General features: G+C 43.6%; 22 protein-coding genes and 3 pseudogenes. 19 read left to right on the top strand and 6 right to left on the bottom strand.

The genetic code is table 11. The annotated features are described in order from the left end of the window. Window positions 1-130 precede the first annotated feature (130 nt). From H6G40_RS16305 to eno, 8 genes are all read left to right on the top strand, one after another. Window positions 131-1039, top strand: coding sequence for an Rpn family recombination-promoting nuclease/putative transposase (locus H6G40_RS16305; RefSeq protein ID WP_069475286.1), 909 nt, complete (start codon window positions 131-133; stop codon window positions 1037-1039). Window positions 1040-1156: 117 nt separating this feature from the next. Then, on the top strand, window positions 1157-4399 hold the full coding sequence (locus tag H6G40_RS16300) for a CHAT domain-containing protein (protein WP_190537979.1): 3243 nt from the start codon (window positions 1157-1159) through the stop codon (window positions 4397-4399). Between the two features lie 3 nt (window positions 4400-4402). After that, window positions 4403-4942 carry a hypothetical protein gene (locus H6G40_RS16295; RefSeq protein ID WP_123229961.1) on the top strand — a complete coding sequence of 180 codons (540 nt, stop codon included), beginning with the start codon at window positions 4403-4405 and terminating at the stop codon, window positions 4940-4942. Window positions 4943-4949: 7 nt separating this feature from the next. Further along, window positions 4950-5258: a hypothetical protein gene (locus H6G40_RS16290; protein ID WP_103113381.1), complete on the top strand. Its 309-nt coding sequence runs from the start codon at window positions 4950-4952 to the stop codon at window positions 5256-5258. A gap of 143 nt (window positions 5259-5401) precedes the next feature. Further along, the gene (locus tag H6G40_RS16285) at window positions 5402-5680 is read left to right on the top strand and encodes a UPF0175 family protein (RefSeq protein WP_002797556.1); all 279 of its coding nucleotides are present in this window, start codon (window positions 5402-5404) and stop codon (window positions 5678-5680) included. 234 nt (window positions 5681-5914) lie between these two features. After that, window positions 5915-7993 carry a glycogen debranching protein GlgX gene (gene glgX, locus H6G40_RS16280; protein WP_123229962.1) on the top strand — a complete coding sequence of 693 codons (2079 nt, stop codon included), beginning with the start codon at window positions 5915-5917 and terminating at the stop codon, window positions 7991-7993. Window positions 7994-8108: 115 nt separating this feature from the next. After that, window positions 8109-8870, top strand: coding sequence for a DUF3887 domain-containing protein (locus H6G40_RS16275; protein WP_190537978.1), 762 nt, complete (start codon window positions 8109-8111; stop codon window positions 8868-8870). 46 nt (window positions 8871-8916) lie between these two features. After that, entirely contained in the window at window positions 8917-10215 is a 1299-nt protein-coding gene (eno, locus tag H6G40_RS16270) for a phosphopyruvate hydratase (RefSeq protein ID WP_123229964.1), read from the top strand. 266 nt (window positions 10216-10481) lie between these two features. Here the strand turns inward: eno and H6G40_RS16265 are convergent, their stop codons facing one another. Further along, on the bottom strand, window positions 10482-10643 hold the full coding sequence (locus H6G40_RS16265; RefSeq protein WP_176721679.1) for a hypothetical protein: 162 nt from the start codon (window positions 10641-10643) through the stop codon (window positions 10482-10484). Window positions 10644-10677: 34 nt separating this feature from the next. On the opposite strand from H6G40_RS16265, the gene H6G40_RS16260 reads away from it, so the two are divergent. Further along, window positions 10678-11427: an SIMPL domain-containing protein gene (locus H6G40_RS16260; RefSeq protein WP_002754107.1), complete on the top strand. Its 750-nt coding sequence runs from the start codon at window positions 10678-10680 to the stop codon at window positions 11425-11427. A gap of 448 nt (window positions 11428-11875) precedes the next feature. Beyond that, window positions 11876-12055, top strand: a pseudogene (locus tag H6G40_RS16255) (transposase); the annotation flags it as partial. Between the two features lie 163 nt (window positions 12056-12218). On the opposite strand, the gene H6G40_RS16250 reads toward H6G40_RS16255, so the two are convergent. Continuing rightward, complete coding sequence (locus H6G40_RS16250) at window positions 12219-12608, bottom strand: AbrB family transcriptional regulator (RefSeq protein WP_002737568.1); 390 nt, start codon at window positions 12606-12608, stop codon at window positions 12219-12221. Window positions 12609-12907: 299 nt separating this feature from the next. Between H6G40_RS16250 and H6G40_RS16245 the strand changes: the two genes are divergently transcribed. From H6G40_RS16245 to cbiB, 3 genes are read left to right on the top strand one after another with little or no spacing between them, the layout of a single operon-like run. Then, a complete protein-coding gene (locus H6G40_RS16245; protein WP_069475295.1) occupies window positions 12908-13351 on the top strand; it encodes an Rrf2 family transcriptional regulator in 444 nt (147 codons plus the stop codon). Then, window positions 13299-13772, top strand: coding sequence for a GFA family protein (locus H6G40_RS16240; protein WP_016515295.1), 474 nt, complete (start codon window positions 13299-13301; stop codon window positions 13770-13772). The genes H6G40_RS16245 and H6G40_RS16240 overlap by 53 nt, the downstream gene beginning before the upstream one ends. 2 nt (window positions 13773-13774) lie before the next feature. Further along, window positions 13775-14755 (top strand): adenosylcobinamide-phosphate synthase CbiB, encoded by a 981-nt coding sequence (gene cbiB / locus H6G40_RS16235; protein ID WP_069475296.1) that lies wholly within the window; start codon window positions 13775-13777, stop codon window positions 14753-14755. Here the strand turns inward: cbiB and H6G40_RS16230 are convergent. Together H6G40_RS16230 and H6G40_RS16225 are read right to left on the bottom strand one after the other, a co-directional pair. After that, the gene (locus tag H6G40_RS16230) at window positions 14696-14974 is read right to left on the bottom strand and encodes a hypothetical protein (protein WP_242028779.1); all 279 of its coding nucleotides are present in this window, start codon (window positions 14972-14974) and stop codon (window positions 14696-14698) included. The two genes, cbiB and H6G40_RS16230, sit on opposite strands and share 60 nt — an antisense overlap. Window positions 14975-15545: 571 nt before the next feature. After that, a complete protein-coding gene (locus tag H6G40_RS16225; RefSeq protein ID WP_042790689.1) occupies window positions 15546-15788 on the bottom strand; it encodes a hypothetical protein in 243 nt (80 codons plus the stop codon). 225 nt (window positions 15789-16013) lie between these two features. Between H6G40_RS16225 and H6G40_RS16220 the strand changes: the two genes are divergently transcribed. Next, complete coding sequence (locus tag H6G40_RS16220) at window positions 16014-16322, top strand: hypothetical protein (protein WP_042790688.1); 309 nt, start codon at window positions 16014-16016, stop codon at window positions 16320-16322. Between the two features lie 112 nt (window positions 16323-16434). On the opposite strand, the gene H6G40_RS16215 is transcribed toward H6G40_RS16220, so the two are convergent. Both H6G40_RS16215 and H6G40_RS23395 read right to left on the bottom strand, forming a co-directional pair. Beyond that, window positions 16435-17103, bottom strand: coding sequence for a lysophospholipid acyltransferase family protein (locus H6G40_RS16215; protein ID WP_002773597.1), 669 nt, complete (start codon window positions 17101-17103; stop codon window positions 16435-16437). Window positions 17104-17362: 259 nt separating this feature from the next. Then, window positions 17363-17522, bottom strand: a pseudogene (locus H6G40_RS23395) (IS1 family transposase); the annotation flags it as partial. A gap of 679 nt (window positions 17523-18201) precedes the next feature. Here H6G40_RS23395 and H6G40_RS16210 point away from each other — a divergent pair. From H6G40_RS16210 to H6G40_RS16190, 5 genes and pseudogenes are all read left to right on the top strand, one after another. Next, entirely contained in the window at window positions 18202-19134 is a 933-nt protein-coding gene (locus H6G40_RS16210) for a class I SAM-dependent methyltransferase (protein WP_069475297.1), read from the top strand. Window positions 19135-19156: 22 nt separating this feature from the next. After that, window positions 19157-19512, top strand: a pseudogene (locus H6G40_RS24200) (glycosyltransferase); the annotation flags it as partial. A 215-nt stretch (window positions 19513-19727) separates the two neighbouring features. After that, a complete protein-coding gene (locus H6G40_RS16200) occupies window positions 19728-20780 on the top strand; it encodes a glycosyltransferase family 2 protein (RefSeq protein ID WP_002735829.1) in 1053 nt (350 codons plus the stop codon). A gap of 290 nt (window positions 20781-21070) precedes the next feature. Continuing rightward, window positions 21071-22159 (top strand): glycosyltransferase family 4 protein, encoded by a 1089-nt coding sequence (locus tag H6G40_RS16195; protein WP_002738114.1) that lies wholly within the window; start codon window positions 21071-21073, stop codon window positions 22157-22159. A gap of 14 nt (window positions 22160-22173) precedes the next feature. Next, window positions 22174-22848, top strand: coding sequence for a class I SAM-dependent methyltransferase (locus tag H6G40_RS16190; RefSeq protein WP_002737775.1), 675 nt, complete (start codon window positions 22174-22176; stop codon window positions 22846-22848). Window positions 22849-22966: the final 118 nt, after the last annotated feature.

Here is a 22966-nt window from a genome sequence, read left to right as displayed (position 1 = left end):
TTCAGAACTAAAAAAGCGATGGAATTGGCTAAAATCGCTCTTTATTGGCAGTCTGAAGGCAATTAACCCCAAAAAAGTCAAAAATACTCCTCCAGAAGCCAGCGACGCACCAGAGGGATAGACCGAACTCATGAAAACCGACACGATTTTCTACCGACTTTTTCAAACCTTTCCCGATCTTCTGTTTGAGTTAATCGACTTTCCCAGGGAATTAGCCAATTTCTATCGATTTTCCTCCGTAGAGGTGAAACAACTATCTTTTCGCATCGATGGAGTCTTTCTACCAGAACGGGAAGATTTACCAATTTATTTTACCGAAGTTCAGTTTCAGAATGATCCGGAGTTTTATGCGCGTTTTTTCGCCGAAATTTTTCTCTATCTCAAACAGACGCAGTTAAAAAATAATTGGCGCGGGGTGGTGATCTATCCGAATCGAAGGGTGGAAAAGGAGAATATAGAGCGATATAGAGAGCTATTACAAGAAACAAGAGTACAAAGGATTTATCTCGAGGAATTAGCTGATATTCCACCAGATTCGCTCGGATTAGCGACGCTAGAGTTAGTAAGCTTACCCGAAGCGCAAGTGATCAACCGGGGAAGGGAGTTAATCGTGCGAGTGAGGGAAACGGGGGTAGAAAATCGCCCACAGGAACTTTTAGAATTGATAGAGACGATTTTGATTTACAAGTTGCCGCAGATTACTCGAAAGGAGATAGAAGCTATGTTTAGTTTAAGCGAGTTAAGACAGACGCGTGTGTTTCAGGAGGCCCTAGAGGAAGGTCGTCAAGAAGGTCGCCAAGAAGGTCGTCAAGAAGGTCGTCAAGAAGGTCGCCAAGAAGGTCGCCAAGAAGGTCGCCAAGAAGGTCGTCAAGAAGGTCGTCAAGAAGGTCGTCAAGAAGGGGAAATCATCGGAAAATTAGCTTCTATTCCCTTATTATTGCGAGCGGGGGTTAATCCCCAAGAAATCGCCGCTTCTCTGGGATTATCTCTTGAACAGGTCTTAGAAGTGGCTCGCTCGCTGGGAGAGAGCGATCGCTAGGGTATTTTCAGAAGTTTGATTGCTGATTTCCCCTTTTAGGACGAGTATGAACCCCGAAAGGGACGACTTTCGGCAGTAGAGATATAATTTCCTTATCTTCCTTTCCCCCTTTCTTCGATGCTATCCTTACTAAAAAAGCTCTGGAATTGGCTAAAATCGCTCTTTATTGGCAGTCCAAAGGCAATTAACCCCAAAGAAGTCAAAAATACTCCTCCAGAACCCAGCGATGGGGAATATGAAGGGATATTGATGGGGTTATTCGAGCAGGTGGCGGCGGGAACCACTACCGGCGGGTTACGGGGATGGCTATACAGTCGCCATTGTGACGATAAAAAGCTGGCGCGGTGGTTAGGGGTCAAAAGCGAGGAATGGCTACAGTATCCAGAAGATTATCAAACTTTAGGGCGAGATCTGGCGGCTTTAGGGAAGGTGATGACGGGAAATCTGGGGGAAGTGTCCCAACGGATTAGCCTCCAGTTACGCGACGCGGTGAGGGATGTTTCCAGTGTGGAGGAGGAAAATCTATGCCCAAAGGAGACGGATTTAACGGAAGTGGTTCAGGATGCCGCATTCTGGTTTGAGCAAGGATACCAGAAATACATGAATGGGGATTTTATTGGCGCGATCGCATCCTACGATCGAGCTTTAGAAATTAAACCCGATGACCATCAAGCTTGGTACAAACGAGGGGTTGCGTTAGGTAATTTAGGCAGATTTGAACAAGAGATCGCATCCTACGATCGAGCTTTAGAAATTAAACCCGATGACCATCAAGCTTGGTACAAACGAGGGGTTGCGTTAGGTAATTTAGGCAGATTTGAACAAGAGATCGCATCCTACGATCGAGCTTTAGAAATTAAACCCGATGACCATCAAGCTTGGTACAAACGAGGGGTTGCGTTAGGTAATTTAGGCAGATTTGAACAAGAGATCGCATCCTACGATCGAGCTTTAGAATTTAAACCCGATTACCATGAAGCTTGGAACAACCGAGGGGTTGCGTTAGCTGATTTAGGCAGATGGGCAGAAGCGATCGCATCCTATGATCGAGCTTTAGAATTTAAACCCGATTTCCATCTAGCTTGGAACAACCGAGGGGTTGCGTTAGCTGATTTAGGCAGATGGGCAGAAGCGATCGCATCCTATGATCGAGCTTTAGAATTTAAACCCGATTTCCATCTAGCTTGGGACAACCGAGGGATTGCGTTAGCTAATTTAGGCAGATTTGAACAAGCGATCGCATCCTACGATCGAGCTTTAGAAATTAAACCCGATTACTATTATGCTTGGAACAACCGAGGGAATGCGTTAGCTGATTTAGGCAGATTGGAAGAAGCGATCGCATCCTACGATCGAGCTTTAGAATTTAAACCCGATTTACATCAAGCTTGGAACAACCGAGGGATTGCGTTAAAGAATTTAGGCAGATTTGAAGAAGCGATCGCATCCTACGATCGAGCTTTAGAAATTAAACCCGATGACCATGAAGCTTGGTACAACCGAGGGGTTGCGTTAGCTGATTTAGGCAGATTTGAACAAGCGATCGCATCCTTTGATCGAGCTTTAGAAATTAAACCCGATTTACATGAAGCTTGGTACGGCCGAGGGTGGGCCGTTTGTTCTCTGAGTAAAAATCGTATTTCTACTCCTAGTCTAGAAGCTCTCATTTACCGTAAACCGATAGTAGCCCTTAATGACCGAGAACCCCATATTTTCGCCCTCCGGGAGGCACTTCCCCACCTCATTCAAGGATCGCCTCCGTGGGGGCAAATTTATCGCTATCTAGGGGAAGCTTATCTGGAACATTCCCAGTATAAAGAGAAAGCTAGTCCATATTGGCGCGAAGCGATCCGACATTATCAAATCGCTTTACCGATTCTCAGCGAAAAAGACTTCCCGGAAGATCATTTAGAAATTCTGCAAGGATTGATCCGCGCTCATCTTTCCCTACAGGAAATCCCTGAAGCGCGATTCTATCAACAACAGGGGCGCCACCTTTTCACCCGACTACGCGCCCAGAAACGGGATAAACCGGCTTTTGAGGCAAAATTCAGCAGTTTTAGTCACCTAGAAATCGATTTACTGATCGAGGAAAATCATCCCCTAGACGCAATTGAACAGGCAGAATTTTATAAAAATCGTTGTTTGACTTGGATTCTCGATAATTGGCAAGAAAACCCCACCAGTCCCGATTATGCCACTATCCAAAGCCTGACAGGTCCGAATAAGGCGATTATTTACTGGTATCTCAGCGAGGACAATCTCACCACCTTTATTATCACCCCAGAGGCTGATCCCGTCATTGTCGAGCCAGAACAACGCCGTCAACCAGCGCGACAGTTTCGGACTTGGTTAACTGAATGGGATAAACAATACCTTGACTATGCCAGTAAAAAAGAAACCGAGAATAAACAAAATCACCCCTGGAGATTGTCACTTAACAGCCGTTTTGCCCAATTAAAGCGGATTTTACAGATCGATAAAATTCTCGAACCTTTGCCGGTTTCCGTTGATTCCCTCATTCTCATCCCCCACCGGGATCTGCACCGCTTCCCCCTACATACCCTCTTCCCCGAAAAATACACCGCCACCTATCTCCCCTCTGCTCAGGTCGGTTTGCGTCCCCAGTCCGGCGATTCCTCCTATTCTCCCCTCCTCAGCGTCGAAGACCCCAAAACGGAACAAAAACCCATGGATTTCGCCCAACTGGAATCAGCAATTATTAGCCATATCCTGCAACCGAGCCAGAGAATTAGCCCGAAAAAGGCATCACGGGAAAACGTCCGCAAAGCCCTCGAAAATGCCCATAAAACCTTTCATTTCACTGGTCACGGCTTTTATGACTCTTTTCGTCCCCAGGAGTCTGCGATCGCCCTTAGTGATGGTTTATTGACTGTCCGGGATATCAACAAGCTCAACCTCTCTAGTTACCGTCTCGTCTGTCTGGCTGCCTGTGAAACCGCTCTCACCGGTAAGGATGGCATTACTACCGAATACGTCGGCCTCGTCAGTGCTTTCCGGGCAGCGGGTGCGACTAATGTGGTCAGTACCCTCTGGCCGGTGAAGGAGATTTCTAGTGCTTGGTTTATGATTAACTTCTATCAAAGATTATTAGCGGGTGAATCCCCGGCCCTAGCTCTGAAAAATACACAAAATTGGTTAAAAAATATCACTTGGCAGCAACTAGCTAACTGGATCGAGCAACTTGGACAACTTCCCGACCTAAGGGAAGGGGTCGATCGACTGGAGGTGAGGGCGGCGAATATTTTAAAGGAAGGCAGTACAATAGGGCTAGATCAGCTAACAGAATACAGTGATCCTTACTATTGGGCAGCCTATACCCTGACTGGACAGGACTAACTTATGGAAATCCCCAAAGCAATTATCGATCTTGAAGCGCTGCTAATCGCCCTCGCACAGCAGACTGAACCCTTGCCAGAATATCTACAGCGATCGCTCAAAGAAATTGAACGATTATTAAGGGAAGAACAACCCCAGGCAGCAACACAATTGCGGCAACTTGTCAAGGATTTTCCCCCCCTAGAAAAAGCTTATAAAAAAGCGATCGAAGAATTAGACGCAGCCTATGCTAACCAAGAATGCGCCAAAAGTTTAAGCGTCATTTTTCCCGATAGTTTAGATTTCGAGGCCCTATTTATTAATGATGTTATTCCTAGCCAAGATTGGGTAAAAACTGCCCAAAAATTAGCTGGATCCCCCCTTGATCACGAGGGTGCTGATTCCCCTCGATTTTGGGATAAAGCCGATCGCCTGATGGTGGTAACGGTGGGAGGTGCGGCCCTAGGGGGATCGATTGCGGGAGTTTACGGTGCGGTTATTGGTGCGATATTAGCGGCGGGCTGCGGATGGTATATTACCTTTAGGAAAGCAAAATCAGCATAAATTTTTGATGAAGATTGTTAACATTGAAAACTTTCTTTTGTTAATCGGAACCTTGGTCATTACCGCAAGCGTGGCACTGGTTACAAAAAAACAGCCAAGACGGGGAAACAATAAATCTTATCTAGAAATTCTTTTTGTTTCTGGGTTAACTTTGTGGACTGCATTTACCCTAGTTAAGGTCGTCTATAAAGTGTTAACCGATGAAAATTTTCAGAAATGCCTTGGTTCGGATAGTCAAATCCCTCTTTTGCTAGGTGCTGTTCTCGGTATCTATATTTCTATTAAAGAGATTTGTAAATTATTTGAAGCGAAGTAATAGAAATGCCAGCTTTATCCATATCCAAAAGTTATACTAAATCCTGTTGAGAAGGTGTAGAATAAGCGTTGGGTTTCATGCTTTAACTCAACCTAAGTTCTATAAACATTATCAGTAACCCCCAAAAAAAAGGAAGCTAAATCATGAAAATTACTATCGATATTCCCGATGAATTGCTTCAACATTACAACTACAATAATCTTACCCGTGAAATTTTAGAGGCTTTGGTGGTGCAGGCCTACCGAGCGGAAAAAATCACCAGTGCCGAGGTCGGAAGTATTTTAGGTCTATCTTCTCGTTGGGTGGTGGATGCTTTTTTGAAAAACCACGATGCCGATTTACATTACAATGAAGTCGATCTAGAGAGCGATCGCAAAACCCTTCAGCAACTTCGCAACAAACACGATCATAGTCTTTTATGATCGTCGTTTCAATTAAATTGAAGATAGATTTCGCCTTTGATATCCCCTTAATAAGGGGGGCGCTGATACCCCCTTGATCCTAGGGTTGATTCATGAGTCAACCCTACTACCCTTAATAAGGGGCGCTGATGGTTTTTAACACCTACCTACTTAGGGTCTGCTGAATAATGGTACGCCAATTCAACAACGCCGAATAATCTTATACTACTCCTAATCACTTCTTATCTCTTGACAATGACCTTAGAAACCGATCACGGTAAAAGCCATCCCGTCGGTGCGACTGTCTTGGCCGATGGTGTCAACTTCTCACTATTTTCTAAGTATGCCACTGCGATCGAATTATTATTATTTGATGATGCCAATTCCCCGCAACCTAGTCAAATTATTCGTCTCAATCCCCAAGAAAATCGCACTTTTTTCTATTGGCATATTTTCGTTCACGGGATTGGAGCCAGTCAAGTGTATGCTTATCGAGTCTATGGTCCAGATAATGCAGCCCAGGGTCATCGCTTCGATCCTGATAAAGTAGTTCTCGATCCCTATGCGAAAGCGATTGTCGGTGCAGAAATTTATGATCGACAAGCGGCCAGCGAAAAAGGCGATAATTGTCATCGAGCTTTGCGGGGTCTGGTAGTGGATACGGGCCGCTACGATTGGGAAGATGACAAACCGTTACGCACTCCCTACTCTGCCAGTTTTATCTACGAAATGCACGTCGGTGGCTTTACTCGCAACCCGAATTCCGGCGTTAGCGAGGAAAAAAGAGGTACTTTTGCGGGATTAATCGAAAAAATACCCTATTTGAAAAACCTAGGCATTACTGCCGTGGAATTGTTACCGATTCATTACTTTGATCCTGCTTCGGCCATGCCGGGGTTAACTAACTATTGGGGTTATAGCACGATCAGCTTTTTTGCGCCCCATGCCGGTTATAGTAGCGATCGCTCACCCCTGGGTCCTTTGAATGAATTTCGGGATCTGGTGAAAGCTTTACACAAAGCGGGGATCGAAGTGATTCTCGATGTGGTTTTCAATCATACCGCCGAGGGGGACGAAACCGGGCCGACTCTTTCCTTGAAAGGTATCGATAATCGCACCTACTACATCCTCGATGCGGTCGATAAAAGCCTCTATAGCAACTATACCGGCTGTGGTAACACCCTCAAGGGCAGTCATCCGATTGTTGGCAAAATGATTCTCGATTGTTTGCGCTATTGGGTGTCAGAAATGCACGTGGATGGTTTTCGCTTTGACCTAGCGGCCGTATTATCGCGCAATGTGGACGGGGAACCGATCCTGCAAAAAGGTTATAACATGATCTGGGCGATCGAATCGGATCCGGTCTTAGCCGGGACAAAATTAATCGCCGAAGCTTGGGATGCGGCAGGATTGTATAGTGTCGGTCAATTTGTTGAATTTGCCGATTGGTTTTCCGAGTGGAATGGTCCTTTTCGCGATGATGTGCGCGCTTTTGTCCGGGGAGATACCGGCATAGTCAGCAAATTAGCGGCGCGGATTTTAGGAAGCCCCGACATATACCACAGACCTGACAACAATGTCAAGAGAAGTATAAATTTTGTTACCTGTCACGACGGCTTTACCCTTAACGATCTAGTGTCCTACGACGAGAAACACAACGAGGCTAACGGTGAGGAGAATCGGGACGGTTGCAACGATAATTTTAGCTGGAATTGTGGGATAGAAGGGGAAACCAATAACGAGGCGATTAAAACCCTGCGACTGCAACAAATAAAAAATCTCTTAACGATCCTGTTCATTTCTCAAGGAACACCTATGCTGTTGATGGGGGACGAAGTGCGACGCACCCAAAAGGGCAACAATAACGCCTATTGTCAGGATAACCAGTTAAGTTGGTTCGATTGGAGTGCGGTAGAGCAAGAGTTCGATCTTTGGTGTTTCGTAAGGAGACTGATCGATTTTAATAAAAAATTAGCTCTTTTCCGTCAAGAAAAATTGCTAGAAGTCACCTATACCAGTCTTGAACCCCATCTCAGTTGGCATGGTGTACAGTTGAGTAAACCCGATTGGTCGGAAGATTCCCGCAGTTTAGCTTTTTCCCTGCGTCATCCTAAGGCAAACGAGTATTTACACATTATGCTCAACGCTTACTGGGAATCTCTCAACTTCCAGTTACCACCCTTGGGACAAGGGGAAAAATGGCATCGCGTCATTGATACTGCTGGGCAATTGTCCGAGGCAGCCTGTGATTTAGATGCCGCCGCCGCTATTGAATCGGAAAATTATCGGGTGCAAGCGCGTTCGGCGGTAGTTTTAATCGTTAAATCAGTATAACAAGGGGAGAGATATTGCTCGATCGACCGATGTTGAATGCTTTAACTAATGAACAATGGCATCAATTCAATCGTCAAGTGGAAAAACGTTATTTATTTGCGGAGCAATAGCTGAAATGATGCGGCTTTCATTAGCGAAACGGGTATCGATTCTCTCTTTGTGTTTAATTGGTTTTTCCCTGCCTTGGACTCCGTTCAGCGCTTCACCAGTACAGGCGAACCTAGAACCGACTGCGATCGCTCTTGGTGATCCCGTTCGAGAAGAAAAGCAAGCTCGGCAGATAGTGGAATGGTTGGGAACTAAACAATACGGTAAAGTTATTGCAGCTTTGTCACCCCAACTAAAACCCCTCTGGACTGCCGAAAAACTGCAAAAGGTCTGGGAAAGCCAAGTCACTGACCATACTGGACCGTTTAAGCGCATTGTCAAAAGCAAGCTACTCGATGCTATCAATGCCAATCTGGTGATTGTCACCGTTGAATTTGAGAAACTCACTGAAGATGTGGTAATTACCTTTAACCAGTCAGGTCAGATAGTTGCCGCCAATTTTCCCGAATTTCGTAGTATTTCTGAGATTGGCGATGCTTTTGTCAAGGCTTTGGCCAATAAAGACTACGGCCTGGCCAGAGGCTATCTACACCCTTTTCTCAAAGCTGAGGTTTTCCCCACCAGAGTGCAAGGCGCTTGGGAAAATTTACTTAAGCGTACCGGCCCCGTGCGTCGGGTCGTGGGAACTCAGGTCAGAAAAGGTGCGGATACGGACGGTGTGGATTTGGTGTTGGTGACGATTCAATTTGAAAAACTGACGGATACTTTAATCCTCGTTTTTGATGATCAAAAGCAGATTGTCAACGTGGATTTCCCTTTAGGCAATTAGTAATCAGCCGAAATTACCCCGTAAATTGAGTTGGAGACGATAAGTTATGTTAGATAAAATCGAAGTTCCCATCGAAGCGATCGCAGCTAGGGAGATTCTAGATTCCCGCGGCCGTCCCACCATCGAAGCGGAAGTGCTGTTAGAATCGGGGGCGCTCGGTTTGGCCCAGGTTCCCAGTGGCGCTTCTACGGGTAGTTTTGAGGCCCACGAATTACGCGATGATGATCCCCAGCGTTACGGTGGTAAGGGTGTCCTGAAAGCGGTTCGCAATGTCCACGAAAAAATTGTCCCAGTTTTGGAGGGGATGAATGCTTTCGACCAAGCTAGTATCGATTTAGCTATGATCCATCGCGATGGCACGGCCAATAAACGAGAATTAGGGGCTAATGCTATCCTAGCCGTCTCTCTGGCTACGGCCAAAGCAGCGGCGGCGGATCTGGGATTGCCTCTCTATCGTTATCTCGGTGGTCCGATGGCCAATGTACTACCCGTCCCGATGATGAACGTGATCAATGGTGGTTCTCACGCTGATAATAACGTCGATTTTCAGGAGTTTATGATCTTCCCCATCGGGGCCGATTCTTTTAAGGAGGGTTTGCGTTGGGGAGCGGAAGTATTCGCCGCTTTGGGTAAGGCCTTGCACGAACGCAAATTACTGACTGGTGTGGGCGATGAGGGCGGTTATGCTCCTAATTTGGCTTCAAATCAGGAAGCTTTGGATATTTTGATTGAATCGATCGAACGTGCTGGTTATAAACCGGGGTCGGAGGTGGCTTTAGCTATGGATGTGGCCGCCAGTGAATTCTATAAGGATGGTCAATACCTCTACGATGGTTCGGCCCATTCTCCGGCCGAAATGGTGGATTTTTTGGCCAGTTTAGTCGATCGCTATCCGATTATTTCTATTGAAGACGGTTTACACGAGGAGGATTGGGATAACTGGAAATTATTGACCGATAAACTGGGGGCGCGGATTCAGTTGGTGGGCGATGATTTGATGGTGACTAATCCCATCCGTCTGCAAAAAGCGATCGATCTGGGTATTGCTAACTCGATCCTGATTAAACTCAATCAGATCGGTTCTTTGACGGAAACCCTACAAACGATCGCCCTGGCCACTCGTCACGGTTATCGTTCTGTCATCAGTCATCGTTCCGGAGAAACGGAAGACACCACGATCGCAGATCTAGCGGTGGCCACTAATGCCGGACAGATTAAAACCGGTTCTCTCAGTCGCAGTGAACGGGTGGCTAAGTATAATCGCTTATTACGCATCGAAGAGGAATTGGGCGATCGGGCGGTGTACGCGCCGAAAGTCGGTTTAGGTCCAAAATTCTTGGCCTAAAATTTGCAAAAAGTCTTGCAGTGATCGAAAAAGGGTGTTATAGTAAAGGTACTGATAACTGATAACTGGTCACTGACTATTGTGGTACTTCGCTGAAACCTTTTTCGGCGAAGTATTTATTTGTGGCCTTTTTTTTGCACCAAGCTATGATTTTTGGATCAAAGGTGTTATAGTAAAGGTACTGATAACTGATAACTGGTCACTGACTATTGTGGTACTTCGCTGAAACCTTTTTCGGCGAAGTATTTATTTAACCACAGTTCGGGTTAAACAGAGGGGGATAAAGCCCATTCCATGGTCAAGCTGAACTTATCGGGCGTTGTCGCCGTCAGCGCTAGGGAGTTTTTGGGGAAGGGAAAGCATCCCGTCAGATTGCGACCTCCATTGATTTTTGTAAATAATAATTTCAAGGCACTCGCTACTAGCATAGGATAGAGACGTCGGATTTCTAGGATGGGGATGATGAAAGACAGTTCTATATTTCGACGTTTCCCACAGGTGTTCGCGGGTTTATCAGTGCTATCGATCGCTCTCGTCTTGAGTTCGTGGATAGCGGCACGCTCGTTCTTGGCGGTGAAACGGGCGAGCGATGTTTTTGTCGTCACTGGTTCGGCCAAAAGGGCGATTACATCCGATTATCTTCTCTGGCGTTTATCGGTTTCCAGTCAACAACCTACCGCCCAAGATGCCTACCGCGATCTGATCCGGCAAACCCAGCGGATACGAGCTTATCTCAAAGAAAAACAAGTTCCCGAAGACGCAATCACCACCAACGCGATCGAGACGATGGCGATTCCCGAAGTAACAGTTAACGGCCAGGAAACCGGGCAAATTCTCGCCTATCGTCTCACCCAACGCTTCGAGATCCGAGCGAGCGATGTGGCCCGTTACACGGAACTTTCTAGGCAGGTAACGGAATTGATTGAGGAGGGAATTAACCTCGTCTCTGAACCTCCCCAATATCTTTACACCCAACTGGATAAGCTGCGGGTGGAAATGGTGGCGGCGGCGACCAAAGATGCGAGAGCGAGGGCTGAGGCGATCGCTAGTAGTACCGGCAGTCGGGTGGGAAGGGTGCGCGATGCGAAAACGGGAGTTTTTCAGATCACCTCGCGCAATTCCACTGACGTGAGCGATTCGGGAATTTACGACACTTCCTCGATCGACAAAGATATTACCGCAGTGGTTTCGGTGACGTTCGGGATCGAGTGAATTATAGCCTTTACCTAGGGTTTGCTGAAAAAATCTAAAAACCTTGTTGGGTAAGACTTTTAGACTTTTTGTCAATCAAAAAGTACCAGGCATGGGAGTGATCAGGGGGAAAATCCCTGGACTTTTTCCCTGAAAATTAGGTAATTGGCCACCTCAAAACTGGTAAAACCCCACACCCCACACCCCACACCCTGCCACCAGGAAAAACTTTTTCAGTATACCCTACCTAGGGGTGCATCTGATTTTTGTCAATCTACCCAGTGGGGATTTTTCCAAGGAAACTATCTTCTAAAATTCGCGCTTAATGGCGATTTTTTCCTCAATCCCGCCGCAGATTAGCTTTTGCAGTGGGATGCTTAGATGCGGTTGTTCATACATTCGTACTAATTTAAGGATGACTGATCATTGTTGATTGTCGTTATTTCTGCACATCTGAGATGCTCCCAGAAAGTCTGGACAAGCTAAGAGAAGATTTAGTTTCAATCTGGTCATGACAAAACTACCTGAAACTTCAGGAACTGTCCTTGCTATTATCTTTTTGGTTGTCAATCTTTCCCAACTGCTTCGGCAGTTTTTTTGGGCTTTTTTTGTCTTTCTGGCTTTTTTGCGAACAAATGAACTAAGATAGTCCTTCTCTTTAATAAAAATCATGTTTAAATTTGTTTTGCCTAAGTAAAACTTATCAATTGGGCGACAAATCAGTGGCATTCAATAGCATGATTTCTGGAGTGAATTTTTCAGCAGACCCTATCTGCAAGGAGAGAGTGAAACGGCTCTCTCCTTAATTATGGCTATTCGTCGTCGTCGCTGGCGCCAACTTGCTTGAGATGAATATGTTTTCTCCCCAAAGTAATTTCAAATTCATCTCCGGGTTTGAGTCCCATTTTTTTGGTGTAGGCCGAACCGATCAGGAGATTATTATTAGATTGGACACTGATCCGGTAGCTGGCCGAGCGCCCACCTCGTCCGTGACCATTGGCACTGCTATCTAAGTCAATTCCCTCGGCATCGATTAGAGCATTGAGAAATTTCATCATATTAACGCGTTCAATACCATTTTTTGTCATGGTATAGTAGCCGCATTCCCGGGCTTTTTCCTCTTTGCTGAGGTTGCCTAGCTGTTTAACTTTCTCAATTAGTTCGAGGCCAGTCAGGGGTTCTGGATTGGTAGTTGTGTTCATTTAAGTTCGCAGTAGATAAGTAACGGTTAGGGTCATCAAGGCTAGTCGAGGAGAATTGCTCCCCCTGACCAGAAACAATCGGGTTACGATTGATCTCTACACTTATCTTACACGGTATAAACTAAAAATTATCACTTGCTTGGGGAAATTGATTGTAATGGATTACACTCTATCTCTCGATCGAAATCTTAAGAGAATTTATCAATGTTGATCGAGATGCCGGGGTAAGGGAGGTTAGCCTTTCTCTCATCAATGAGAGCCGGGGTAGGATAGAGATCAAGAGGTAAAAATGAGGGATAATGAAGCTAACAACTAGGGGTCACTATAGTGTTAAAGCCTTGCTGGATCTTAGTTTACAACCGAGGGGGACTCCCGTATCGGTAAAATCGATCGCCCTGCGTCAAGATATCCCGGCTGCTTATCTAGAGAAATTGCTGATAGAAATGCGACGAGCGGGGTTAGTTCGTTCCTTTCGGGGATCGCAAGGGGGTTATCAGTTAGCTAGGCCGGCAAATCGTATCTCGTTGGGGCAAATTTTGGAGGCAGTGGGAGAGACGATCGAGCCATTATCAGGTTATCATCCCAGGGACGAACAGGCAGAAGATTGGGTGACATTTACTATCTGGAAACACCTCCACGAGAAATTAAAAGAGGCCCTGGGGAAGATTACCTTAGCCGATTTATACTACGATGCGCGTAGCTGGATCGCCTCTAGGGGAGAGGAAACCAGCTTTATTGTTTAGTAGTTTAGAAGTTATGACAGCAACAACTCAAGGAAAGATTTATGGGGGAGGTTGTCACTGTGGAGCGATCCGTTTTCAAGTGGCGATCGAGCATGATCAAGCTCTAGACTGTAATTGTTCGATTTGTCAGAAAAAAGGCTTTCTGCATCTGATTGTTCCTTCAGCACAATTTACCCTCCTAAGCGGTGAAGATTTCTTAAGTACCTATACATTTAATACCCACACAGCCCAACATTATTTTTGTCGTGTTTGTGGTATTCATCCTTTCTATCGTCCCCGCTCCCATCCTGACGCTATAGATATAAACCTGCGCTGTTTGGATGGCAATGTCTTGGAAGATTTTCAGATCCAGTTCTTTGATGGGGCTAACTGGGAAGACAATATTGAGAAAATTCGGGCTATCGATGGGAAAAGGGAGTAATTGTGAAGGGAACGGCAACGGCGATCATTTTAGTATTAGGGGCAGTTTTAGATTATCTGGTGGGCGATCCTTGGGGATGGATTCATCCGGTGCAGGTGATGGGGGCGATTATTGCCGTGGCCACAAAAGTTATTCTTAATTGGACGCAGGAAAAAATTTGCCAACGTTTAGCGGGCATAATTCTGGGACTAGGTTTAATTATCTTGGCCGGGGTCTTAACTTGGCTAGGAATCCAATGGTTAGGTCAGGTCAATTTGCTGCTGAGTTGCCTAGTACAAATGATTCTCTTGGCCAGTTGTTTAGCCGGTAGAAGTTTACGCAGGGCTGCCGAAACCGTCATCGCACCTTTACAAGCGGAAAATATCACCTTAGCTCGTTGCCAACTAAGTTTATACGTTGGTCGCGACACAGATAATCTCGGCCAGGAAGAAATCCTTCGCGCCCTCTTAGAAACCGTCAGTGAAAATGGTGTGGATGGAGTTACCGCGCCGCTTTTTTATGCCCTTCTCGGTGCCTTTCTGGGGGTGGGACCAGTACCCCTCGCTTGCGCTTATAAAGCCGCTAGTACCCTCGATTCGATGATTGGCTATCGTCGGCCACCCTACACCCATATGGGTTGGTTTAGTGCCAAAAGCGAGGATGTTTTGACATGGCTACCCTGTCGTTTAACGGTCTTAACTCTCGCCCTAATTTCGGGCCGGCCGGGGCGAGTTTTAAGCATTTGTTGGCGCGATGCCCGTCGGGATCCTAGTCCTAATTCCGGTTGGAGTGAATGCGTCTATGGGGCGATTTTGGGGGTGCAATTGGGGGGAAAAAATCAATATCGAGGCCAGATTGTGGAAAAACCTTTATTGGGCGATAACCTCAACCCGATTACCGTCAAAACCGTCGAACAGGCTTTGAATTTAACTCGTACTTGTGTATTACTTTGGCTGGCGATCGCTGTCAGCTGCTTGATTGCTAGAGATTTTGCTCAATTTTAGCGACCAGAGGCGACGGCGTTGACGGGATTGACGCTGCCAGTAACGGATAATCAGGGAGAAGGTCAAGAATAGGGATTGCAGTATCTGTATCTGTCCGCAGATGCGTTGATAGTTTTGTCGGAGATAATAGGTTTTTGCCCCGGCGATGATAATATATTCTGGGGCGGGGTAAAAAATGTGGTGTAAACGTCGTTCCACCCGGTTTAAAATTTTGGTCACTCGCCCTAAAATCCGCCGCAATTGCCACAATTTCCAGACTAGAAAGCAATTAAATAAAGTTAAGCCTAGATTGAAGCCGAGGACAAAAAAGAACATGATCGAGGCGATGGTCGAGTTATGCCAATTTTAGCCTAGATTCCCGACTTGAAAGTGTCGGGGAAAGAAATCTAAGAAGCTGCCTGCGTATTTAAATTGCTTGTTGAGATCAGGCGGTCGGTAGGGGGCGGTCGGCGGTCGGCAGGAGTCAGTATTCAGGAGTCAGGAGATAGGACACAGGTTTTGGGGGTTGGGGTTTTGGGGTTTTGGGGTTTTATAGTCATTTCAATTAAGATTGAGAATATCAATGCCAGAGTTCATAAGGGTTTCACTGGTCTAGATTGTATCAGACTTATCTGAAATGGCTATAGTTCAATTTCCCCACTTCCCCACCTCCCCAATTCATAATTCATAATTCCCACTCCCCCTACACCCCGTGGCCGTGTTCGCCCTGAGTGGGAGGTAAGAGGCTAAAACTCGACCTTATCAGGATTAAGTACCTTTACTCAGAAGTTTTTAATGAGTCTGAAAATTGTTAAAAAGCGACTAACAAAACCACTTCAACCCAGCTAAAAGATAAATCCGTTCTAAGAAGTCTTACAGGGGGTTTCTTAGCGGCATCAAAAAGGTCAAGGGGGTAGACGGGAGTAACTTGGGCGTTGACAATGTTGACAGGTGTTGACGGGATGTCAACAAGGGAAAAGATATATATATCAATACTTTTATCTATTTGTTGACAATGTTGACGCTTTCCCCGATTGTCTTTTTTGTATAGCATTTTCCTATTTTTCTCTTTTTCTAGGGTTGCTGTCAACACTGTCAACAAAAACCCAAAACCCTTATTCAGTAAGGGTTTTAGTGTGTTGACGGGGTGTCAACATTTAAGAACCTAGTCAACAGGAGCATCCGTTAATCTTGAATCTGCTTAAGTCTCTCTAAAAAACCATACTAAAAATTGACACATAAAACAAAAATCAGGGAGAATAGGCTTTTACCCGAAATCATGAAAGCCGTTCTAATTTCCCTGATTTTTGTCTTGTCACCTACGGCGGCACTTTCCAACACCCTTAGACCTCTTGATACTCACACTCAAGAAATTCTCGAAAAAAGAACCTGTCAACACCTTAAGTCTGGATTGACGCTAGGGGAAACTGTAAATGCAATCAAATATGCCGTTGAGCAAAACAACAGCCGTGACCCGTCATCTACACTGCAACGGGAGGTAAATGACATTATTAACAAGGCCAGAACAGAGATGATCGTCAAAAACGCCCTTAAAAACAGGTGCCCAGAGTTCTTACCCCGTAATTAGCTCTATTCGGACTCTAACCCCCACACCCCACACCCCACACCCCACACCCCACACCCCACACCCCACACCCCACACCCTGTCCCCAAGAAAAACTTTTTGCCGCAGACCCTAGTTAGCGTCCGAGAGCGTGTAATCCGTTAATAATTTCGGCACAGCGCTCGGTAACTGCCTGTAAAGCTTCTCTTTTGCTAGAAATCGGTGGCGGCAGCACTTCTCCGATGCGAATAGTTAAGGGGATACTATGGGGAAAAGAAGAACCTTTTTGAAAAATCTTTTCTGTCCCCCACAAACTGACGGGTAGCAGGGGAACTCCCGCTTTAGCGGCAATCATCGCCGCGCCTAGTTTTGGTTGATGGATCAATCCGTCCTCGGTGCGGGTTCCCTCCAGAAACACTCCCACTGCCCAGCCCGCTGCTAATGCTCCCATCGCCGCCCGAATGGCTCCGCGATCACCACTGCTGCGTTTGACGGGATAGGCCCCGTAAAGAGCGATCGCCTGTTTTAAAATCGGGATGGTAAATAATTCTTCTTTAGCCATATAAGCTACGGGACGACGCACGGCACAGGATAATAGGGGTGGATCGAAGTAACTGGCGTGATTGCAGACGATAATCAGAGGATGACGACGGGGGACATTTTCCACTCCGTAAACGCGACCGCGAAAATAGCCGTGTAGGGTTGGGCTAACGATCGACCATTTAAAGAGATGATATAAAACTAAACTGGCAAAAGGTTCTCGCTCTTGAGGCTGGTTCATGACTGACAATTGTTCCCTAGACATGGAAAAGCCCTTGGGAGTCTTGCCGTGTTTCGACCCCAAGGACTTTGCTTTCTTCTCACTCCTCACACAATTAAAATATATAGCAATTTATAGGTTAGGGAAAGGTTAAGCGTGCCGCTTTCTTAACTGGCATAATTACCTACCTAGGGTTGAGAGCGGCAAAAGGATTAGCAAGATGTGTCATTGATTTTGCTTGGGTACTGAAAAAAGGGGTGGTGATTCGGTAGTAGTGATGGCGGCTTAATCCTTTGCTTTGCTGTGCATTGTAGTCATGGATAAAATACCAAAGGGTTCCCCAAGGTGATTCTCCATTTTTTTAGAGAAAGATAGACTCTCTCTCACCAGCCGAGAAATCCTTTGTTTAAAGGTATTATTTAATCTTTCAATAGATTAGTTTGACCAGTTTGTTGACCGACAGAAAGTCTGTTTGGTTTGGTCAATATCCCGACAGTAGAGCAGATGCGGAACATCCTTGATGGAATAGCCGCAAAGCATCTTTTTCCCCTGTTCAAATGGATTTATCAAGGTCTGGGAGACCAAGGCTATTTGAGGCTATTTGCCGCCTTGGATGGCAACTTACTCGTCACCCTACATGGGACTCAGTACTGATGAACGCTATCAACGGGCTCGGCTTCAACGAGGGACTCGCTGGGGCTTTTTTCAAGATGTTATTTGTCTGACCAAGTATCTGTTGTTTGAAGGCTGGCAACACCTTCTAGACTTTATGCTCGATGATGCCATCCCTAGGGCTCTCGTTAATTCTTCTTGATGTTGGATTGGGATGTGCCGGGCAAAAGCGTTTTATATTCCGTATTATTTGCTAGATTCTGAATTTGGAATTGCTGTGCACTGACTAATTACCTTGACAAAAAGTTGATCATCGGGTAGGGTGTACCCAATATACCTATTGAATTGGGTCTTGAACTGGTCGGTTAATTAAATTGTCCATTATTCGGTGACACACTGCCGTAGCAGTATTTTGTCAAGATTTAATAGGAGGCAACCAAATTAAAGCATTTTGATGAAGGATGCCAGTTCCCAGTTGGCTTTGACGACAAAACATGACGGTAAATATTAGTAGTATAAAGAAGGTTGACAATGTTGAAAAAATTACTTAACCGTATGCAAACCGAACAGGGTAGAAAAAATATTAAATTTGCCCTAGCCAAAAAAATATTCAATCCCCTCTTAAGAAATATTGGCTACACCCTAATTACTGACCATTTTTATCAGCCGATACCCAACCGTCAGGAAATTATGACATACGCGGGCAAGGAAAGGCCTCTTAGCTCAATTGAATGGCATCTAGACAAGCAAACTGAACTGGTTAGGTATTTACTAGAAAAATATGCGTTAGAATTTAACAATAAAGAAATTTTTTCAGCGTTTGGTTATTCCGAAGATAGTTCTGGTCTCATTAGTGGTGATGCGGAAGTCCTCTATGCTATGGTCAGAGAAAAAAAACCTAATCGGGTAATTGAAATTGGCTCAGGTGGTAGCACTAAGATTATCGCCGCAGCTTTAAAAATGAATTTTATAGAAAATTCCCAAAAATCACAACTGATCTCGATCGAGCCTTATCCTCAAGATTTTTTAAAAGACTTTGCTAATGTTAGTAAAGATTTTCTAGAATTTAGTTTGCTTATCCAGAAAGTAGAAGCCGTAGATTTGTCTGTTTTTGAATCCCTGCAAACCAATGATATTCTGTTCGTTGATTCCAGTCATGTATTTAAGTCTGGTAGTGATGTGGAGTTTGAATTTCTTCAAGTTTATCCCCGTTTACACACAGGAGTCTTAGTTCATATTCACGATATATTCTTTCCCTATGATTATCCCATCGAATGGAATCTGAGAGAATCACGATACTGGAACGAGCAATACTTTTTAGAAACTTTTTTACAATTTAACAAAAAGTTTAAAATTTTGGCATCCTTATCTATGGTATCTCATTATAAGAATTCTGTGTTTCTTGAGAATATCAATGCTTATAATGAAGATCGATTACCCGGTTCTTTCTGGATGATTGCTTGAAAACTACTCGCCCTAGAAAACCATGAAAATAATTAATCCTAATCATAACTTTTTCACAATTCATAAACTCATTCAAGGACTCCTATAAATAGAAAGTCACTCCGGTGTTCGCCCACAATATCCAATATTATCTCCAGTAAATCCAGAAGGCAAGGGAGAAGGGGGATTAAGAACAAAGGGATATTTCAAATCAAACAGTCTTACGATGAAGCTAGTGGTTTGTCTGACAATTCACCGCTTCCTTGAGTTACTATCATTACCGTAGTTTTCAACAGTGAGAATTATTTAGAGCAAACGATTCAGATTGTGATTAATCAAACCTATGATAATGTTGATTGTATTGTTATAGATGGTGGTTCTAGGGATGGTAAGATCGATCACTGCAAATCAAGATTGAATCTGTCCCTCTAGAGATTCAATCTTCCTTAGAAGAGTCAAGCGTAGAACAATTAGAAGAAGTAATGGCTGTGGAACTGGCTGCCAATTCAATTGACGAGTTTATTGATGAGTTTGTCAATCACCTCTCTTTACTACCCTTGACAGAGGTTTTGAAGCGAGTTACAATGCCTGAAACCTACTGCTAAATCACAATTATGACGCTTCCCCCAGTCAATCAAAACAAAAACGCGATCGCTCTAGACCCCAATTTTTCTACTACTCGCCTAGTGATGCGGGAGAAACCAGTCATAATTAACGATCCCTCCTCAAAAGTACAATCTGTTTTGTTTTTACCACCAAATCCAGAACGAAGAGGAGAAGGTGGATTGAGAACTAAGGGATATTTCAAAAAGTCTTATGATGAAGAGAGCGATTTGTCTGGCAATTTACCTCTTCCTTTAGTTACTATTATTACTGTAGTCTTCAACGGTGAGAAGTATTTAGAGCAGACAATTCAGAGTGTAATCAATCAAAATTATGATAATGTTGAGTATGTTATTATAGATGGCGGTTCTACGGATGGTACAGTTGATATTATTCGTAAGTATGAAGATAAGATTGATTATTGGGTGAGTGAGCCTGATGGTGGTTTATACTATGCGATGAACAAAGGAATCCAATTGGCAACAGGAGAGCTAATTGGATTAATTAATAGTGATGATATATACAATGATGGTACAGTATCGAAAGTAACCGATCAATATGTCAATCCTCAGAAACTGAGATTCGTTATTATAAGTGGGTCAATTTTTCGCACTGATAGCCAGGGAAATATCAAGATTAGACTTTACACATCACATAAGTCGTTAGAAGAAAAAATAGAGTGGAGAATGCCTCTGCATCATCCAGCTACTTTTGTATCTTGTGATGTATATAAAACAATTGGTGCATTTAACACTAAATATAAAATAGCAGGAGATTACGATTTTATTTATAGAGCCTTTCATTCTCGTAAAGTTAAATTTTTGATAATAGATGATTTCTTGACCTCTATGAGGTTAGGTGGTTTATCGGAGGAAGGCATTATGAGTATATGGATTAAAGCCAAGGAAAGTTTTCAAGTTAGAAAAGACAATATATCCTTGGCAAAAAACTTTTTGATTTTTGTATTTGTACTTCTAGTAAACGGTATAAAGCAAATTGTCAAGCCACTACTCAGTGAGCCACTGTTGTCAACTTATTACCGATATCGTCATAAAAGAGATTGATTAAGATTTGACTAGGTGGTTCAGTGATTAATTCGGGCTGAGAGCATCTCAAACGCTATTGACAATTGACCGATCTTGTGATTCGCTTGGGAATTTCAAGTGATCCCAGTCAGTTAGAATAGTTACGAACTCGACCCATTTGGCCGATTTTTGCTTGATAAGCGATTGAGATGGCAAATTCTACTCAAATATGCCTGAACCGTGGGTAAGCAACCCACATAAAGTTCATTTTTTCAAGGATTGTTAAGATGCGCTTATCTTGGTAGTTAATTTAGTGAAGGGAGTTTAGCATGAAACCTGTTTTGATATTGTCTCTTGGAGTCCGAGGTGGTACGGTAATATATGCACAAGAAGTTATTGATCGTCTTTCGATTGAAAAAACCGTTATCGTCCCTTTTGGCTCTTTGGTAAAAACTCCACGCCACAATTATAAATGGATTGCTCATAGAAATGTATATGAGTTCTTTATCTATTCTTTTACTTTATTACCTCTATATATGATCAGCTTGTTCTGTGATTTGACAGTTAACAAATATAGTTCTATTTATCTTCCTTATTTTCATTACTGGAATATTTTTTTTGTATTCATTTTTAAGCTGTTTAATAAAAAGGTAATAACTACCATACATGACGGATGTATAGGGGATAAAAATCAGAACAATTTCAAAGGCAAAATTGTAGATTATCTTAAAGAGAAATCTATTTACTCTTCGGATGAATTAATTTTTTTGTCGGAATATGTAAAAAACGAATTTCAAAAAAGATATGGGAGAAAAGATGATTGTCATGTTATTCCTCTCGGCTTAATAATACCAGAAGGTCTAAGGCAAGTATCCAGGAATCATAATCCATTGCCTAACATTCTCTTTTTTGGCCAGATAACCCGTTCCAAAGGAGTTGAGAATTTAATCCACGCCTGTTTGAAGATTGCAACAGAAAAATATAATAAATTAGTTATAGTTGGAAAGCATTTCTATCCCCTAGATATTGATAGAAATATTTACTCTAGTAGTAAAATTGTTTTTATAGATAATTATGTCCCAGAAAATGAAATCTCTAAGTTTTTCAATGAAGCTGATATTTTAGTTCTTCCCTATACTATTGCAACCCAGTCAGGGGTAGTCTCTATAGGTGTTTCTGCTTGTATTCCCATGGTTTGTACAAAAGTGGGTGGACTTAAAGATCAGCTAGTTCCAGATGCTGAAGCAATTTTCGTAAATTCCGATTCTGAATCGATTAAAGAGGGTATTTTGGCTCTAATTGACAATAAAGAGCTTTATGAGTCTATTTCCTTAAATCTTAAAAGGAAACATACAAGTCTCGACTGGAATAATATAGCTAAATCTATCGAAAACGTTATACTCTCTACTACTGAATGACGAGGAAAACATCTATGACTATTGGGATTTGTAATTTGTGCGGTTCTGTGGTGGTTCGGATACATCCAGGATATTTTGGTACTCGTTGTTTAAACTGTAGATCTACTAAAATTCATAGAGCAGTTGGTTTGACAATTGAATCTCTAAATTTTTCAACCAGTACCTCTGTTTATGAGTTGTCTTCTCGCGGAGCTTTCTATAAATTCTTAAAAGGTAAATTTAAGAATTTATACTTTTCTGAATACTTTGATGATGTACCTCTAGGGTTGATGAAGAACTCTGTTGTCTGTCAAGACGTTCAAAATCTTCTTCTCAACGACGAATCTTTTGATTTAGTGACTTCCACCGAAGTTTTCGAGCATGTTCCTGATGATAACAAGGGTTTTTCTGAAATTTACAGAGTCTTAAAAAAAGATGGATACTTTATCTTTACCGTGCCTTTATCGGATAACCCGAAGACAGTTGAAAGATGTTTCTTGCAGCCTGATGGGACTATCATACATAAACTTGAACCTGAGTATCATGGCGATCAGATCCGTGGACAGGGAAGAGTTCTTGCCTTCAGAAATTACGGATTGGATATAACTGAACGCTTAGAAAGTTGTGGTTTTCACGCTGAAATACGTCTAGTAAACTCGACGCGCAATGTAATTGAAGATCAGAAGGTTATCATAGCAAAAAAAATGTAGTTCTATGACTGTCACTACGCCAATTCAAAAATGAAACGCATCAACCTCAAGAGTTGACAAAGAAAGGCTCATCAGGTACTGTCTGATCATTAACAAAAACAAATCAGACCCAAAATGA

This window comes from Microcystis viridis FACHB-1342, assembly GCF_014698335.1.
Taxonomy (GTDB): domain Bacteria; phylum Cyanobacteriota; class Cyanobacteriia; order Cyanobacteriales; family Microcystaceae; genus Microcystis; species Microcystis ichthyoblabe_A.
Note: the sequence above shows the minus strand (reverse complement) of the source record. Positions and strands in the feature narration are given on the sequence as shown.

What these genes read in the sequence shown, in the direction of transcription:
- H6G40_RS16225 (WP_042790689.1), bottom strand. Translation starts at nt 15,788, where the DNA reads ATGCTATACAAAAAAGACAATCGGGGAAAGCGTCAACATTGTCAACAA.
- H6G40_RS16300 (WP_190537979.1), top strand. Translation starts at nt 1,157, where the DNA reads ATGCTATCCTTACTAAAAAAGCTCTGGAATTGGCTAAAATCGCTCTTT.
- H6G40_RS16245 (WP_069475295.1), top strand. Translation starts at nt 12,908, where the DNA reads ATGAAGCTAACAACTAGGGGTCACTATAGTGTTAAAGCCTTGCTGGAT.
- H6G40_RS16240 (WP_016515295.1), top strand. Translation starts at nt 13,299, where the DNA reads ATGCGCGTAGCTGGATCGCCTCTAGGGGAGAGGAAACCAGCTTTATTG.
- H6G40_RS16285 (WP_002797556.1), top strand. Translation starts at nt 5,402, where the DNA reads ATGAAAATTACTATCGATATTCCCGATGAATTGCTTCAACATTACAAC.
- H6G40_RS16220 (WP_042790688.1), top strand. Translation starts at nt 16,014, where the DNA reads ATGAAAGCCGTTCTAATTTCCCTGATTTTTGTCTTGTCACCTACGGCG.
- H6G40_RS16210 (WP_069475297.1), top strand. Translation starts at nt 18,202, where the DNA reads ATGTTGAAAAAATTACTTAACCGTATGCAAACCGAACAGGGTAGAAAA.
- H6G40_RS16200 (WP_002735829.1), top strand. Translation starts at nt 19,728, where the DNA reads ATGACGCTTCCCCCAGTCAATCAAAACAAAAACGCGATCGCTCTAGAC.
- H6G40_RS16250 (WP_002737568.1), bottom strand. Translation starts at nt 12,608, where the DNA reads ATGAACACAACTACCAATCCAGAACCCCTGACTGGCCTCGAACTAATT.
- H6G40_RS16260 (WP_002754107.1), top strand. Translation starts at nt 10,678, where the DNA reads ATGAAAGACAGTTCTATATTTCGACGTTTCCCACAGGTGTTCGCGGGT.
- H6G40_RS16190 (WP_002737775.1), top strand. Translation starts at nt 22,174, where the DNA reads ATGACTATTGGGATTTGTAATTTGTGCGGTTCTGTGGTGGTTCGGATA.
- H6G40_RS16265 (WP_176721679.1), bottom strand. Translation starts at nt 10,643, where the DNA reads ATGCTAGTAGCGAGTGCCTTGAAATTATTATTTACAAAAATCAATGGA.
- H6G40_RS16215 (WP_002773597.1), bottom strand. Translation starts at nt 17,103, where the DNA reads ATGTCTAGGGAACAATTGTCAGTCATGAACCAGCCTCAAGAGCGAGAA.
- eno (WP_123229964.1), top strand. Translation starts at nt 8,917, where the DNA reads ATGTTAGATAAAATCGAAGTTCCCATCGAAGCGATCGCAGCTAGGGAG.
- H6G40_RS16275 (WP_190537978.1), top strand. Translation starts at nt 8,109, where the DNA reads ATGATGCGGCTTTCATTAGCGAAACGGGTATCGATTCTCTCTTTGTGT.
- H6G40_RS16295 (WP_123229961.1), top strand. Translation starts at nt 4,403, where the DNA reads ATGGAAATCCCCAAAGCAATTATCGATCTTGAAGCGCTGCTAATCGCC.
- H6G40_RS16195 (WP_002738114.1), top strand. Translation starts at nt 21,071, where the DNA reads ATGAAACCTGTTTTGATATTGTCTCTTGGAGTCCGAGGTGGTACGGTA.
- glgX (WP_123229962.1), top strand. Translation starts at nt 5,915, where the DNA reads ATGACCTTAGAAACCGATCACGGTAAAAGCCATCCCGTCGGTGCGACT.
- H6G40_RS16290 (WP_103113381.1), top strand. Translation starts at nt 4,950, where the DNA reads ATGAAGATTGTTAACATTGAAAACTTTCTTTTGTTAATCGGAACCTTG.
- H6G40_RS16305 (WP_069475286.1), top strand. Translation starts at nt 131, where the DNA reads ATGAAAACCGACACGATTTTCTACCGACTTTTTCAAACCTTTCCCGAT.